Origin of the sequence: Methylobacillus sp. (genome assembly GCF_036844465.1) — a bacterium.
GTDB lineage: Bacteria > Pseudomonadota > Gammaproteobacteria > Burkholderiales > Methylophilaceae > Methylobacillus.
Window position 1 is genome coordinate 181,155 of the sequence record NZ_DAIUFW010000005.1, and the last position, 14,957, is coordinate 196,111.

The window sequence follows — 14,957 nt, forward strand, 5'->3', positions numbered from 1 at the left end:
CGCTCAGGACAGGTTGGCCGCCAGCCAGCGTTCCAGGTATTCGCGCGGCAGGCTGCGGCGGTTCGCCATATCCAACAACTGGTCTTCGCCTATTTTATCGACACTGAAATAGCGGGATTCAGGGTGGGCGAAATAGAACCCGGACACAGCCGCCGCCGGTATCATCGCAAACGCATCGGTCAGCTGGATGTTCACTTCCTCGCACTTCATCAAGTTGAACATATCCGGCTTGACGGTATGGTCGGGACAGGCAGGATAACCCGGCGCGGGACGTATACCGCGATATTTTTCCTTGATGAGCTCCTCATTGCTCAGGATTTCATCTGAGGCATAGCCCCATAAATCCTTGCGCACGCGCTCGTGCAGGTATTCGGCGAAGGCTTCCGCCAGACGGTCCGCCAATGATTTCAGCAGGATGCTGTTGTAATCGTCCTGCTCCGCCTCGTAACGCTGCAAGTGCTTTTCGATATCCAGGCCACCGGTGACGGCAAACATGCCAATGTAATCAGCAATGCCGCTTTCCTTGGGTGCGATAAAATCCGCCAGGCACTGGTTAGGACGCTGCTCGCCGTTGACGACAGGTTTCTGCGTCTGCTGGCGCATGCCGTAGTAAGTGAACGCTACCTCATTGCGGCTTTCATCCGTGTAGATCTCGATATCATCGTCATTGACGCTGTTGGCGGGTAAGAGCGCAATCACGCCATTGGCGGTCAGCCAGCGCCCCTCGATGATTTTCTTGAGCATCTCCTGACCTTCTGCGAACAACTTGGTCGCAGCTTCGCCCACAATCTCGTCCTCCAGGATGGCGGGATAGAACCCGGCCAGGTCCCAGGTCTGAAAGAACGGCCCCCAGTCGATATATCGCGCGATGGTCGCGAGGTCGATGTTCTTGAACACTCGCCTGCCGATGAATTTTGGCCTGACCGGCGCATATTCCCCGGTGAAGCTGAGCTTGGCCTTGTTGGCCCTGGCGTCCGCCAGCTTCAGCATCGGCACGCCCTTCTTGTTGGCATGCTGGGTACGCACGCGTTCATAGTCTGCATTGACTTCAGCGACATAACTGTCGCGCTGCTCCGGCGTCAGCAGCGACTGCATCACCGCGACCGAGCGCGAGGCGTCCGGCACATAGATCACCGGGCCGTCGTAATGCGGCGCGATCTTGACGGCGGTATGCGCGCGCGAAGTGGTGGCTCCCCCGATCAGCAGCGGCATCTTGATGCCATGGAAATAAGGGTCGCGCTGCATTTCGCGCGCGACGTAGGCCATTTCCTCCAATGACGGGGTAATCAGGCCGGACAGGCCGATGATGTCCGCCCCGGTCGCCTTGGCCTGTTCCAGGATTTCCGCGCACGGCACCATTACGCCCATGTTGACCACTTCGAAGTTATTGCATTGCAACACCACGGAAACGATATTCTTGCCAATATCGTGCACATCGCCCTTGACCGTGGCGATCACCATCTTGCCCTTGGGCTTGGCAACGATGCCGGTGCGCGCTTCCTCGGCGCGTTTTTCCTCTTCGATGAACGGGATCAGATGGGCCACCGCCTGCTTCATGACGCGCGCGGACTTCACCACCTGCGGCAGGAACATCTTGCCCTGCCCGAATAGGTCGCCCACCACATTCATGCCATCCATAAGCGGCCCTTCAATGACTTGAATAGGCCGCCCGCCATTACCCATGATCTTCTGCCGTGCTTCTTCAGTATCGGCCACAATGAATTCGGTAATGCCATGCACCATGGCATATTCCATGCGCTTTTCCACAGATGCCGGATTTTCCGGCGTGCCGCGCCACTCCAGCGTAGCTTCCTGCTTTTTACCGCCCGCAGCCAGAGTCGCGGCGAACTCAATCATGCGCTCGGTGGCATCCTCGCGCCGGTTCAGCACCACGTCCTCCACGCGCTCGCGCAACTCGGGGTCGAGGTCGTCGTAAACGCCTATCATGCCCGCATTGACGATGCCCATGGTCATGCCCGCCTTGATTGCGTGGTAGAGGAACACGGCATGAATCGCCTCGCGCGCCACGTCGTTGCCGCGGAAGCTGAAGCTGACGTTGGACACACCACCGGAAATCCGCGCATGCGGCAGGTTTTCCTTGATCCAGCGCGTGGCATTGATGAAGTCCACGGCGTAGTTGTTGTGTTCCTCAATGCCGGTGGCGATGGCGAAGATATTGGGGTCGAAAATGATGTCTTCCGGCGGAAAATCCAGCTTCTCCACCAGCAGGTCGTAGGCGCGCTTGCAGATTTCTATCTTGCGCTCGCAGGTATCGGCCTGGCCGACCTCATCAAATGCCATCACGATCACTGCCGCGCCGTAGCGGCGGCATAACGCGGCCTGGCGCAGGAATTCCGCCTCGCCTTCCTTCATGGAGATGGAGTTGACGATGGATTTGCCCTGCACGCACTTCAGGCCTGCCTCGATGACGCTCCATTTCGAAGAGTCGATCATAATAGGTACGCGGGCAATATCCGGCTCGGACGCTACCAGATTGAGGAAATGCGTCATGGCATGCACGGCATCCAGCATGCCCTCGTCCATGTTGATGTCGATCACCTGCGCGCCGTTCTCCACCTGCTGCCGCGCTACCACCAGCGCTTCTTCATACTTCTCGTTGAGGATCATGCGTGCAAACGCTTTGGAGCCCGTCACATTTGTGCGTTCACCCACGTTCACATACAGCGAGTTTTCATCGATGGTGAAAGGCTCCAGGCCGGACAGCCGTGTCGCCACGGGAATCTCCGGCACGCGGCGCGGCGGGATGTCCTTGATGGTTTCCGCAATCGCCGCGATATGCGGCGGCGTCGTGCCGCAACAACCACCGGCGACGTTGACGAAGCCGCTGTCGGCAAAATCCTTCAACAGGGCCGAGGTGTCTTCCGGTGTTTCGTCAAAGCCGGTCTCCGACATGGGGTTGGGCAGACCGGCGTTGGGATAGATGCAGACAAAAGTATCGGCAATCCTGCTCAGCTCTTCTGCATAAGGCCGCATCAGCGCCGCTCCCAGCGCGCAATTGAGCCCTACCGTCAGCGGTCTGGCGTGGCGGATGGAATTCCAGAATGCGGGCACCGTCTGGCCGGAGAGGATACGGCCCGAAGCGTCAGTGACTGTACCCGAGATCATGATGGGCAGGCGCTTGCCGGTTTCCTCGAAATACTGGTCGATCGCGAACAAAGCCGCCTTGCAGTTCAGGGTGTCGAAAATGGTCTCGACCAGCAGGATGTCCGCGCCGCCTTCGACCAGCCCGCGCGTCTGCTCGTGATAGGACGCCACCAGCTGGTCGAAGGTGATGTTGCGCACCGAAGGGTCGTTTACATCCGGCGAAATGGAGGCGGTCTTGGGTGTCGGCCCCAGCGCACCCGCGGCAAAGCGCGGCTTATCCGGCGTGGAATACTTGTCGCAAGCCGCACGCGCCAGCTTTGCCGCCTCCACGTTCATTTCATAGGCCAGATGCCCCATGAAGTAATCCTCCTGCGCCACACTGGTGGCACCGAAGGTGTTGGTCTCGATGATGTCCGCGCCTGCCGCTAGGTATTGCTCGTGGATATCCTGGATGATGTGCGGTTGGGTCAGGGTCAGGAGCTCGTTGTTGCCTTTGACGAACAGCTCGCGCTCGCCTTCCGGCGCGGAAAAATCGGCGAAGCGCCCCTGCGGCCCACCGCGATAGTCCTCCTCCGTCAGCTTGTATTGCTGGATCATGGTGCCCATGGCACCGTCCAGGATCATGATGCGCTTGGCGAGGATTTCACGCAGCAACGCTTCAGTGGAGGACATGTCGTAATGTTTCATGCAAAACCTTAAATACCGGCAAAACAACCATTGCCGGACAATGGAATATTCAGGCCGTCATTATAAGGCAGCGGCAGCATCGCGCATAACACGCAGCCAGTGCCTTGCCTAAAGCGCCATCGCAGTACTCAGTAGACTGCCTATCCAGTAGGTCATCCCGCCTGCTGCCGAGCCGATCAGCAGCATGCGCATACCGCCATATAACATGCTGCGTCCGCTGAAAAATGCGAGCGAAGCGCCGACAACGAACAAAGCGCTGCCGGTCAGGGCAAAAGCCAGCTCAAACGCGCTAGCCTGCATATCCAGCAGCCATGGCAGCAAAGGGATGGTGCCGCCGATCAGGAACGAAACAAACGAGGAAATAGCCGCCGCCCACGGCGACCCCAACTCATCAGGATTCAGGCCCAGCTCTTCGCGGGTCAGCACTTCCAATCCGAGTTCCGGATCCGCGACCAGCCGATTCGCCAGATGCCTGGCTTCTTCGCTGGTCATGCCCCTTGCCTCATAAATCAGGGCCAGTTCCGCTGCTTCCTGTTCTGGGTAAAGCGCCAGCTCTTCCCGCTCTAGCGCAATCTGGTGTTCAAACAAATCACGTTGGGAACGCATGGAAATATATTCGCCAGCCGCCATGGAGAATGCTCCAGCAAGCAAACCGGCCACGCCGGACAGCAAAATCAGCTTCGCGCTGCTTTCCGCGCCCGCCACCCCAAGCACCAGGCAGGCAATGGAGACCAGGCCATCATTGATGCCAAATACCGCCGCCCGCAGGCCGCCATTATTGCTCGCCAGCCTGTGTCTGCTACCAACTTCCTGCACTTTCACGGGCATGGCATGCGATGCCAACTCGACCCGCCTCGTCCCATACGCCGAAATACCGCGCACCTTGTTGGCAGCCAGCAAGTGGCGGATACGTCTGGGGCCAATGCTGCGCAACAACCATACAATTATCCTGGCTCGCCAATCCGGCTGATAGGCTGCCACCACATGGCCGGCCTTAGCCAGCTTCTGCTCCCAGATGCCTGCCTGGGTAATTGCAGCCTCGGCAAGTCCGGCAAACATGGCAGCCAGCCGCGTATCCCGCTCGTATTGTGACAATGCCTTGTAAATATAGGCGGAGCGCTGTTCCTCGCGCCAACCTTTCAGATCATCAGCCATCTATAATCCTAACCTGCGGTACTGCACAGCCTCGGCGATATGCGCGGCTTGAATGGTATCGCTGGCGGCCAGGTCAGCGATGGTACGGGCTACCTTGAGTATGCGATGGTAAGCCCGCGCGGACAGGTCAAGCCGGGTAATCGCCTGTCTCAGCAAAGCGCTCCCAGCTTCATCCGGCTGGCAATATTCATCCACCTGCCCGCTCGTCAGCACATGGTTGTTTACGCCCTGGCGCTGCAATTGTCGCTGCCGCGCCTGCTCGACCCGTATCTGTATTGCTGCGCTGGCCTCCCCTGCGGGGGCATTGATTAACTCATTCTCGCTCAAGGCAGGAACTTCGATATGAATGTCGATCCGGTCCAGCAAAGGGCCGGACAGACGATGCCGGTAGCGCGAAACCTGGTCCGGCGTGCAACGGCATTTGCCGTTGGGATGGCCGAAATAACCGCACGGACAAGGGTTCATCGCGGCAATCAACTGGAAGCGTGCAGGAAACTCTGCCTGCCGCGCGGCGCGCGAGACGGTGATATGTCCGGATTCCAATGGCTCGCGCAGCACCTCCAGCACCTTGCGGTCGAACTCCGCCAGTTCATCCAGAAACAAGACCCCGTGATGCGCCAGCGAAATCTCGCCGGGCTTGGGGATTGCACCGCCGCCCACCAGCGCCACGCCGGAAGCAGTATGGTGCGGCGCGCGATAAGGCCGCTTTCCCCAATCGCTGGCGCGAAAGCCTTTGCCCAGCGACTGGATCGCGGCGGATTCCAATGCCTCGGCTTCCGTCATGGCAGGCAGCACCCCAGCAAAACGCGAGGCCAGCATGGATTTTCCAGTACCCGGCGGCCCGGACATCAGCACGCTATGCCCGCCTGCGGCAGCCACCTCCAACGCGCGCTTGGCCTGGAGCTGGCCTTTCACCTCGGCAAAATCAGCTTCGTTGCGCGACACCTTTTCCACCGTAACTGGTTGAGGCAGCAATAGCTCGCGTCCAGCCAAATGAGCGCATACCTGCAACAAACTGTTGGCTGGCAGGACGGTTGCCCCTTGCACCAACGCGGCTTCTGCCGCACTTTCGCGGGGCAGGATGAACGCACGTCCGCTATCTCTGGCCTTGCACATCATGGCGAGTGCGCCGCGTATCGGACGCAGCTCGCCAGTCAAGGCCAACTCGCCTGCTACCTCATATTGATCCAGCGCTTGCGCGGGAATCTGCCCGGAAGCGGCAAGAATCCCGAGGGCGATCGGCAGGTCATAGCGCCCGCTTTCCTTGGGCAGATCAGCCGGAGCAAGGTTGACGGTGATTCGACGGGCCGGAAACTCGAACTGTGCGGTCTGCAGGGCAGCACGCACCCTGTCCTTGCTTTCCTTGACCTCGGCCTCGGGCAGACCAACGATAGTAAAGCTCGGCAAGCCGTTAGCCAAATGCACTTCTACCGCAACTTCCGGCGCCTCCATCCCGGCCAGCGCGCGGCTGTGCAACACCGCCAGCGCCATGCTCAAGCAGATTGCTCCAGCCGCGCCTCGATCTCCGCCAATTGTTGTTCCAATTCGGCCAATTGTTCGCGGGTTTTGCGCAGGATTTCCGCCTGGATATCAAACTCCTCGCGCGTCACAAGCTCCAGCTTGGTGAATGCGCCCTTTAACAGGGCATGCATGTTGCGCTCCATATCCTCTGCGGGTGATGCATCATACATTTCTTTGATTTTATTGGATAAATCTTCAAAAAATTGGCTATTCATCATGTCAATAACTCCAGGAGGAGTGCTAGTTTAGCAGGTTTCCTTTCCGTCAAAACCCTATTAAATACAACAAACTCAATCACTTATCCTCCACCTTCAGACCACGCACCATTCTGGATCGATAGAAAATTCCAAAAATCATTAGTAACCATTTGATTTATATGAATGTTTAATTAATGGCACAAGTGTTGCTTATTACCCAACAGAAGTTTTTTGTTTTTAACTCACTGAAAGGGTACATCATGCGTCACTCTCTGCTACTTGCAGGCATTCTGGGCACATTCGCAACACCTGCCGTTGTCATGGCGGAAGAGTCCGGCACAGAAACCTCTCCGCACTCCGTCACCTACAACATTGGCGTGACCAGCCAATATATCTTCCGCGGCCTGACGCAAACCGCGCATGAACCCGCGTTGCAAGGCGGTGTGGACTACGCACACGCCAGCGGCTTCTATCTTGGCACCTGGGGCTCCAACGTCAGCTGGGTAAACGATGGCGGCTACAAGGAAGACAACAGCATGGAATGGGATGTGTACGGCGGCTACACCAATACCTTCGGCGATAGCGGCATCAGCTATGACGTGGGCCTGCTGCAATATTTTTATCCTGGCAAAACCATCAGTGGCGTGCAACGCCCTGACACGACAGAAATCTATGGCGCATTGAGCTGGGGGCCGGTCACGCTAAAAAATTCTTATGTCATTTCCAATGGCGCGTTTGGCATCAAGGACGGTCGCGGTTCCAATTATCTCGATCTGGCGCTCGACCTGCCGATTGGTGAAACCGGTTACGCCATTCTGGCCCATGTCGGCTATCAATACTTTGATGGCAAGACCGCCGGCGCTTCCAACGACAAGGCATTTTCCTATACCGATTGGAAGCTGGGCATGACCAGAAGCTGGGACAACGGCGTGGTAGCAGGCGGCTACTACACCGGCTCCGATACGGATGATGCCTGGAAGATCGACGGCAAGAACATCGGCAAGGACACCGTGACCATCTTCGTGCAAAAGACTTTCTGAACTTGAATACCCTGGGGACAAGCCGGGCAATGTCAATGCCTGCCTTGCCTCCCGGATTGCTTAACCATCCCGCAACAAGGAGACATCCATGAAACTTGTATCCGCCATCATCAAGCCATTCAAGCTCGACGAAGTGCGTGAAGCCCTTTCCGCCATTGGCGTGCAGGGCATCACCGTCACCGAGGTCAAGGGCTTTGGCCGCCAGAAGGGCCATACCGAGCTTTACCGGGGCGCAGAATACATCGTCGATTTCCTGCCCAAGGTCAAACTGGAAATCGCAATTGCCGACGACCTGCTTGACCAGGTGATAGAAGCCATCGAGAAATCCGCCACTACCGGCAAGATCGGCGACGGCAAGATTTTTGTTTTTGACCTGGAGCAGGTGTACCGCATCCGCACAGGTGAAACTGGCGCTGATGCGCTGTAAGGAGCCTGATATGAAAAATATTCTTTCCATGCTTGCCCTATGTGGCTTATTGGGCTTTTCCAGCCTGGCGTTGGCGGCAGAAGAGTCTCTGATCGTCAACGACACCGTCATTACCGAAATTGCACCTGCCGCAACGCAAGCCGTTGCCACGCTCAGTGCAGGAGATACCGCCTGGACCATGATCGCCACGGTGCTGGTCCTGTTCATGATCGTGCCGGGCATCGCCCTGTTCTACGGTGGCCTGGTACGCGCCAAGAACATGGTTTCCATCCTGACGCAGGTATTCGTCACCACTGCGCTGATGTCCCTGCTCTGGGTCGCGTATGGCTACAGCCTGACCTTTACCGATGGTGGCAGCCTGAACAGCGTCATCGGCGGTTTCAGCAAAGCATTCCTGTCCGGCGTCACGCCCGACAGCCTGCTGGAAGGCGGCACCATCCCGGAATATGTCTTCATCACTTTCCAGCTGACGTTTGCCGCCTTGACGCCGGCGCTGATCGTGGGCGGTTTTGCGGAACGCATGAAGTTCTCCGCCGTGCTCGTCTTCCTCGCGCTCTGGGTGACTTTTGTCTATATCCCGATCGCGCACATGGTCTGGGGCGGTGGCTTCCTCGCCGTATTGGAAGCTGCTGACTTTGCCGGCGGCACTGTCGTGCATATGAATGCCGGTATTGCAGCACTGGTTGGCGCATTGGTGGTAGGCAAGCGTCTGGGATATGGCCGTGAAGCCATGCCTCCGCACAGTATCACCCTGACCATGGTCGGCGCAGCCATGCTGTGGGTAGGCTGGTTCGGCTTCAATGTCGGCAGCGAACTCGCTGCTGACGGCACTGCAGGCCTGGCGATGATCAACACCCAGGTCGCCACTGGCGCCGCTGTCATGGGCTGGTTGTTTGCCGAGTGGATATTCAAGGGCAAGCCCTCCCTGCTGGGCGCAGTATCCGGTGCGGTTGCAGGCTTGGTTGCCGTGACTCCCGCCTGTGGTTTCATCGGCCCGCTGGGTGCCATCATTCTTGGATTTGTCGCCAGCGTGATCGCCTTCTGGGCAGTCATCAGCCTCAAGGCCAAACTTGGCTACGATGACTCCCTTGATGTCTTCGGCATCCACGGTGTCGCCGGATTGATCGGCGCCATCGGCACCGGCATCCTCATGAGCGCTGATTTTGGCGGCGTGGGCTATGAAGAGGGCGGCTCCATGATGAGCCAGCTCTATGCACAGGCGGTTGCAGTCGGCGTCACCATCGTCTGGGGCGGGCTTGGCAGCTATATCCTGTTCAAGATCGTGGATGTGGTCATCGGCCTGCGTGTCAGCGAGGAAGCCGAACGCGAAGGCCTGGATACTGCCGAACATGGCGAACGCGCTTACCACTACTAAACCTTGAACCACCAACGGGCGTGCCAGCGCCCGTTTCATGCACAATCTCCTCCTCCGGCGCATGCCAGTCATGCGCCTTTTTTTTCACTCGTGTTTCTGCTTTAGGCTAGAATCAGCGGCTACCTTTAATCACTAGCCAGACTAAATTCTTATGATGGTTCCCCACCTGACGACCGCCTTGACCGGTCCGTTGCTGACACTGGAAAAACGCCTGCTGGAAAGCATGCCACGCATAGAACACTGGTTCCGCAATCAGTGGCTGGAATATGGCACACCGTTTTATGCCTCTGTGGATTTACGTAATGCAGGCTTCAAGCTGGCGCCTGTGGATACCAATCTGTTTCCCGGCGGATTCAATAACCTGAATCCGGATTTCCTGCCCTTATGTATCCAGGCCACCATGGTGGCAGTAGAAAAAATCTGTCCTGACGCTCACCGGTTATTACTCATCCCTGAGAACCATACCCGCAACACCTTTTACCTGCGCAATATCTACGCCCTCACCCATATCCTGCGTCAGGCAGGCATGGAAGTACGCATCGGCAGCATTTCTCCCGAGATTACCGAACCCACGCACCTGGAAACGCACGATGGCCACAGCATCCTGCTGGAACCGGTGCAGCGCAAGGGCAACCGGCTGGTGCTGGAAGATTTCGACAGCTGCGCCATTCTGCTCAACAACGACCTCTCTGGCGGCATCCCCGAGATTCTGCAAGGCCTGGAGCAAGCGCTGATTCCGCCCTTGCACGCAGGCTGGTCCACACGGCGCAAATCGCAGCACTTCGCCGCCTATGACCGAGTTGTCAATGAATTCAGCCAATTGCTGGATATCGACCCCTGGCTGCTCAATCCCTATTTCGATACCTGCGCCGGATTGGATTTCCATGCACGGACAGGCGAGGACCAGTTAGCTGAAAAAGTGGAAGCCCTGCTGGTAAAAATCCGCGCCAAATATGCGGAATACGGCGTGACGCAGGAGCCCTTCGTCATCGTCAAGGCAAATGCAGGCACCTACGGCATGGGTATCATGACGGTGAAAAATGCCGATGACGTGCGCGATCTCAACCGCAAGCAGCGCAACAAGATGTCCGTCGTCAAGGAAGGCCTGAAAGTCAGCGAAGTCATCCTGCAGGAAGGCGTGTATACCTTCGAAGTGCTGAACGACGGCGTGGCCGAGCCCGTGGTCTACATGATGGACCACTTCGTAGTCGGCGGCTTTTACCGCGTCCACACCTCGCGCGGCATCGACGAAAACCTCAATGCACCCGGTATGCATTTTGAGCCCCTGGCGTTCGAAACGCCTTGCACCACGCCCGATTGTGCAGGCGCGCCCGACGCGCCGCCCAACCGCTTCTATGCCTATGGCGTGGTGGCGCGGCTGGCATTGCTCGCCGCCGCGATAGAGTTGCAGGAAACCGACCCGGATTTTCAGGACTGAACCATGGATTTAGCCTTTATCCTCGACCCGCTGGACAGCCTCAAACCCTACAAGGACACCAGCCTCGCCATCATGCGCGAAGCCTCTAGGCGCGGTCACAGCCTGTTCGTCGCCATGCAGCACTACTTGTTCCTGCGCCATGACAATGCCCGTCTGAGAGTGCGACCATTTGCATTCGCCGATGGCGATTCATGGTATGCGCTGGGCGATATGCAGGAAGAAACGCCACAGGTATTTGACGCCATTTTCATACGTAAGGATCCGCCCTTCGACAACGAATACCTCTACAGCACTTACCTGCTGGAGCAAGCGGCAAAACAAGGCGCGCGCGTCTACAACAACCCGACTGCCATCCGCGACTGGAACGAAAAGCTAGACGTGCTCAACTTCCCGCAGTTTGCGCCCACTTTCCTTGTCAGCAGCGATCAAAACCTGATTCGTGAGTTTCTTGCAGAACACCAGGATATCGTAGTCAAGCCGCTGGACGGCATGGGAGGCAGCAGCGTCTTCCGCCTGCGCCAGGACGATCCCAACCTCGGCGTCATCCTCGAAACCATCACGCGCCACGGCGGGCAAACCGTCATGGCGCAACGCTACCTGCCCGCCATCGCACAGGGCGACAAGCGCATCATCGTCATCGACGGCGAGCCGCTGCCCTATGCCCTGGCACGCATCCCGCAGAACGGCGAAACCCGCGGCAATCTCGCCGCAGGCGGCAAAGGCATAGCGCAACCATTGAGCGCCCGCGATCACGAAATCGCCGTCACAGTCGGCAAACTGCTCAAGGAAAAAGGATTATTCCTGGTCGGCCTGGATGTCATCGGTGACTACTTGACCGAAATCAACGTCACCAGCCCGACCGGCATGGTGGAAATTGCCGCACAGACGGATTGCAATCCGGCAGGTATCTTGCTGGACAAGCTGGAACAACAGCACCATCAATAAAAAAGCCGGGGACTCCCCGGCTTTTCACTCGCACTCGGCAATTACACCCCCTACTTGGTCAGCTCCCGCCACCCTGTGCGCCGCGATACGGTGTCAGAGGCAGCCGTATCAATGCCTATGGTCGTCTTTCTACCTTGCGCATCAGTGATGATGGCCTTGAGCTGCCCATTGGGCAAACGCACGATCACCATACCCACCGACAAGCCTGTAGAAAGTTTCTGACCAAAAGTAGTGGCACCAGGCACCATCAGGCCAGTCCTGAAATCAAACTGGTAGGCGCGTGTTGTACCCCCCAGTGAGCAGCCATCCGCATTCCCACCATCAATCTGTGGCGTATTGCTGTTGACGGTCAGTGTACCCAATGCCAACTGGGGATCAAGATTGACGCGTTCGCGCGACTCGGGCAAATCCACATACCAGCCGCCGCTCGCCCAATCCAGAACACCGCCAGTAATGGATGATGTCGTATCGCCATGGGTAATTGCGCGCGGTGTCAAGGAGCGTCCGTTGTAATTCACGCCATTATCACGAATGGCATATACCGATTGCCGCTGGGTATTGGTCACGTCGCTCAAGCCAAGATAACGCCCTGTCGCCACAAAAATCACTGGCTCCGTCACCTTGGGCACTTTGCCGATTTCCGGCTTGGTAGTGATGGGCTGACCCAACCCCACAGGATCGGTCAATTTAGCCATACGCGTTATGGTTGGAACAGAAGTTTCCAGATTCACCTTCCACAGGTTGCCTTCCAGGTCGCCGCCATACAATGCCACTGACGCCGCATCAATATCGGCATTACCATTAATGCCGGAACTACTCGCCAGCTTAGCAAACCCGCTAGGGCTTTCTGCCGCCCCCTCGCCTGTACCCAGCTTTTGGATCAATGCACCGGTAATGGCATCGACAATATACAAATACCCCTGTCCATTGCCAGGCGATACATTGTTGTAGCCTGACGTAAAGATCACTACCCAGCGTCCAGCATAGATGCTACCCGCAGGCATCTTGGTAATGACCGGGTTACCATAGGTCAGGCCAAGATCCTCATCCCAGCGGTTGCAATAGCTATTGGTATGACAGAACTCCCACAAGGCTTTCGGGCTGTCCTCACTGGTCACATCCAGCGCGAAATATCCACGCCCACCTGCATTCAACCCACCGACAAGAATCGTGCGCCAGGCAGATGTAGCAGCATCATAGACATCCATCACCTGGGGTGATCCATCCACCAAAAACTGGTGGTTAGCGCCATAATTCTTGTCCGCCAGCTTGTACATATTCGGCATGACCGACTGTGGGACGTAAGCCCAACTTTCGGTACCATTGGTGGTATTGAAAGCGTGCAGCATGCCATCGTTGCCGCCGACATACAGCATGCCATGACGGTTTGCCTGCGCAGCATCGGTCTTGAATGCCTGATAGTTGGGCGAGACATTGTCAATGAAATTGAATCGCGGCTGTTTCACATAAGCAGGCGCAGAGTTCACGATATCGCCCAGCAAATACGTACGCAGGCGGTAGGCCTTGTCTGTCTGCGTCTCTTCCCCGCTATGCACCGATTGGCCACGCAAGTAATTCAGCAGGTTTTCGCCTGAATTTGCAATGACCTTGGTATCAGCATTCAAACCATCAGTGTACTGAGAAAGTAACTCACCTTTATTATTGAAATAGGCTTTTTCCGCAGTACTCAGATTAGCCCATGCAAATGGTTCAATGACTTTGAGAGTACGATCATATTTGTAAATATTCCGCCCACTGCCATTCAACTGCGCCTGAGCGCTCCAGACATTGGCCTCGCTTACCGTGCCATCGGTCGGGTTGATCGTCTGCGCCTGCACATCACCATCCCAATGCAAGCTGCGATAAGTGGAGCTGAAAATAAAGTTATCGGTATGGGTGATATTGGGACTGCTGGTCGCTGATGCAGCCGCAGCCCCGGTTCTTTCCGACACACCCGCCAGGGCGCTGCGCAAACCGGAAATCAACTCCTTGGGCTGTTTTGCACTGAAATACAAGCCACGACCGTTGACAGCAGCATGCCAGAGATCGTCAAGCGCACTCGGAGAATTGGCCGCAGGTATTGGCCAATCCTTCAATCCCTGCTTGATCTCGGCAAAATCACCTTCATTGGCGGTTTCATAATCTGGGCGATAATTCAACTCTCCATCCAACCCTAAACCAAGCGTGAATGTATTCATATGCTGCTTGGCATTTCTGTCCTTGCTGGTGGTTGGCACCTTGTCTTCCATATCTGGACGTAAATCGGTTTTGTAGTAATACATGGCAACATCAGCCAATGTTTCGTCTGCTGCATCAACCTCTTTTTTATTTACAATCTTCTTTGGGTCGCCGTCATATGCGCCATCTGCACGTCTGGAATAACCTTCATCTATATTGTCTTGATTGCCAATCGTTCCACCGTCTTTTGTTACCCCTGCGGCATCATTCCAGTAACCATCGGTGGTCAGAATGGCGAAGTTCTGCTGACAGGCAAATTGCACTGGATCTTCCTCCATCCCAGCATTAATGCCATCTTTTTTTCCTGCATAGTGCCGCCCCACACGGGAAAGCGCTTGACGCAATGGAGTATTCCCGCTGGAGCTCGATGCATAGAACTTCTTATACCAGTTCGCCTTATGAGTGGGCTCAAAATCATCAATCTTGAGATATTTATCCGATTTTACCTTCGAGCCTGGATTAATGGTGACAAACCCAACCCGATAACTGTTATCAATGGTTGCAAACGCCCTGCCTGCGGCACTTTTCATGGCAAATGCGCGTGTGCGGTAATAGGCATACCAATTGGCGAAATTGGTCATTTCTTCCGCATAGCTGCAAGATGCGCCTGCGCAATCTTCACGATCTGGATATTTAGTAAAAGTCTTGCCAGAAGTAATGTCAACTCTCACAAAATTTCCATATCTGGCAAAAGTATATGAGCCAGTATATTTATCTTGGCATTTGCCACTACCACTGACTACACCTGTCGCACTGGCATTGGTCGCTGAGTTGCAATACCTGACATAAGCGGGATAACTAAATGTTGCATCAGGCGTTGTTCTTAATT

Annotated in this window: 10 protein-coding genes; 5 read left to right on the plus strand and 5 right to left on the minus strand. The window is 56.3% G+C overall.

Annotated elements, in window-relative coordinates:
- Positions 1-3: 3 nt before the first annotated feature.
- The 4 genes from metH to V7Z75_RS08785 form a co-directional block, all read right to left on the minus strand.
- Positions 4-3,777, minus strand: coding sequence for a methionine synthase (metH, locus tag V7Z75_RS08770; RefSeq protein ID WP_442919902.1), 3,774 nt, complete (start codon positions 3,775-3,777; stop codon positions 4-6).
- Between the two features lie 123 nt (positions 3,778-3,900).
- Positions 3,901-4,947, minus strand: a complete 1,047-nt coding sequence (locus tag V7Z75_RS08775) for a VIT1/CCC1 transporter family protein (RefSeq protein ID WP_334108240.1) — start codon at positions 4,945-4,947, stop codon at positions 3,901-3,903.
- Complete coding sequence (locus V7Z75_RS08780; RefSeq protein ID WP_334108289.1) at positions 4,948-6,438, minus strand: YifB family Mg chelatase-like AAA ATPase; 1,491 nt, start codon at positions 6,436-6,438, stop codon at positions 4,948-4,950.
- Positions 6,439-6,440: 2 nt separating this feature from the next.
- Positions 6,441-6,686, minus strand: a complete 246-nt coding sequence (locus V7Z75_RS08785) for an accessory factor UbiK family protein (protein ID WP_334108241.1) — start codon at positions 6,684-6,686, stop codon at positions 6,441-6,443.
- Positions 6,687-6,925: 239 nt separating this feature from the next.
- On the opposite strand from V7Z75_RS08785, the gene V7Z75_RS08790 reads away from it, so the two are divergent.
- The 5 genes from V7Z75_RS08790 (at position 6,926) to gshB (ending at position 11,890) form a co-directional block, all read left to right on the plus strand.
- Positions 6,926-7,705 carry a TorF family putative porin gene (locus V7Z75_RS08790; RefSeq protein ID WP_334108242.1) on the plus strand — a complete coding sequence of 260 codons (780 nt, stop codon included), beginning with the start codon at positions 6,926-6,928 and terminating at the stop codon, positions 7,703-7,705.
- Between the two features lie 88 nt (positions 7,706-7,793).
- Positions 7,794-8,132, plus strand: coding sequence for a P-II family nitrogen regulator (gene glnK, locus V7Z75_RS08795; RefSeq protein ID WP_334108243.1), 339 nt, complete (start codon positions 7,794-7,796; stop codon positions 8,130-8,132).
- A 10-nt stretch (positions 8,133-8,142) separates the two neighbouring features.
- Complete coding sequence (locus tag V7Z75_RS08800) at positions 8,143-9,507, plus strand: ammonium transporter (protein WP_334108244.1); 1,365 nt, start codon at positions 8,143-8,145, stop codon at positions 9,505-9,507.
- Between the two features lie 154 nt (positions 9,508-9,661).
- Complete coding sequence (gene gshA, locus V7Z75_RS08805; protein WP_334108290.1) at positions 9,662-10,945, plus strand: glutamate--cysteine ligase; 1,284 nt, start codon at positions 9,662-9,664, stop codon at positions 10,943-10,945.
- A 3-nt stretch (positions 10,946-10,948) separates the two neighbouring features.
- A complete protein-coding gene (gene gshB / locus V7Z75_RS08810; RefSeq protein ID WP_334108245.1) occupies positions 10,949-11,890 on the plus strand; it encodes a glutathione synthase in 942 nt (313 codons plus the stop codon).
- Positions 11,891-11,940: 50 nt separating this feature from the next.
- On the opposite strand, the gene V7Z75_RS08815 is transcribed toward gshB, so the two are convergent.
- The gene (locus V7Z75_RS08815; RefSeq protein WP_334108246.1) at positions 11,941-14,799 is read right to left on the minus strand and encodes a pilus assembly protein; all 2,859 of its coding nucleotides are present in this window, start codon (positions 14,797-14,799) and stop codon (positions 11,941-11,943) included.
- Between the last annotated feature and the right edge of the window lie 158 nt (positions 14,800-14,957).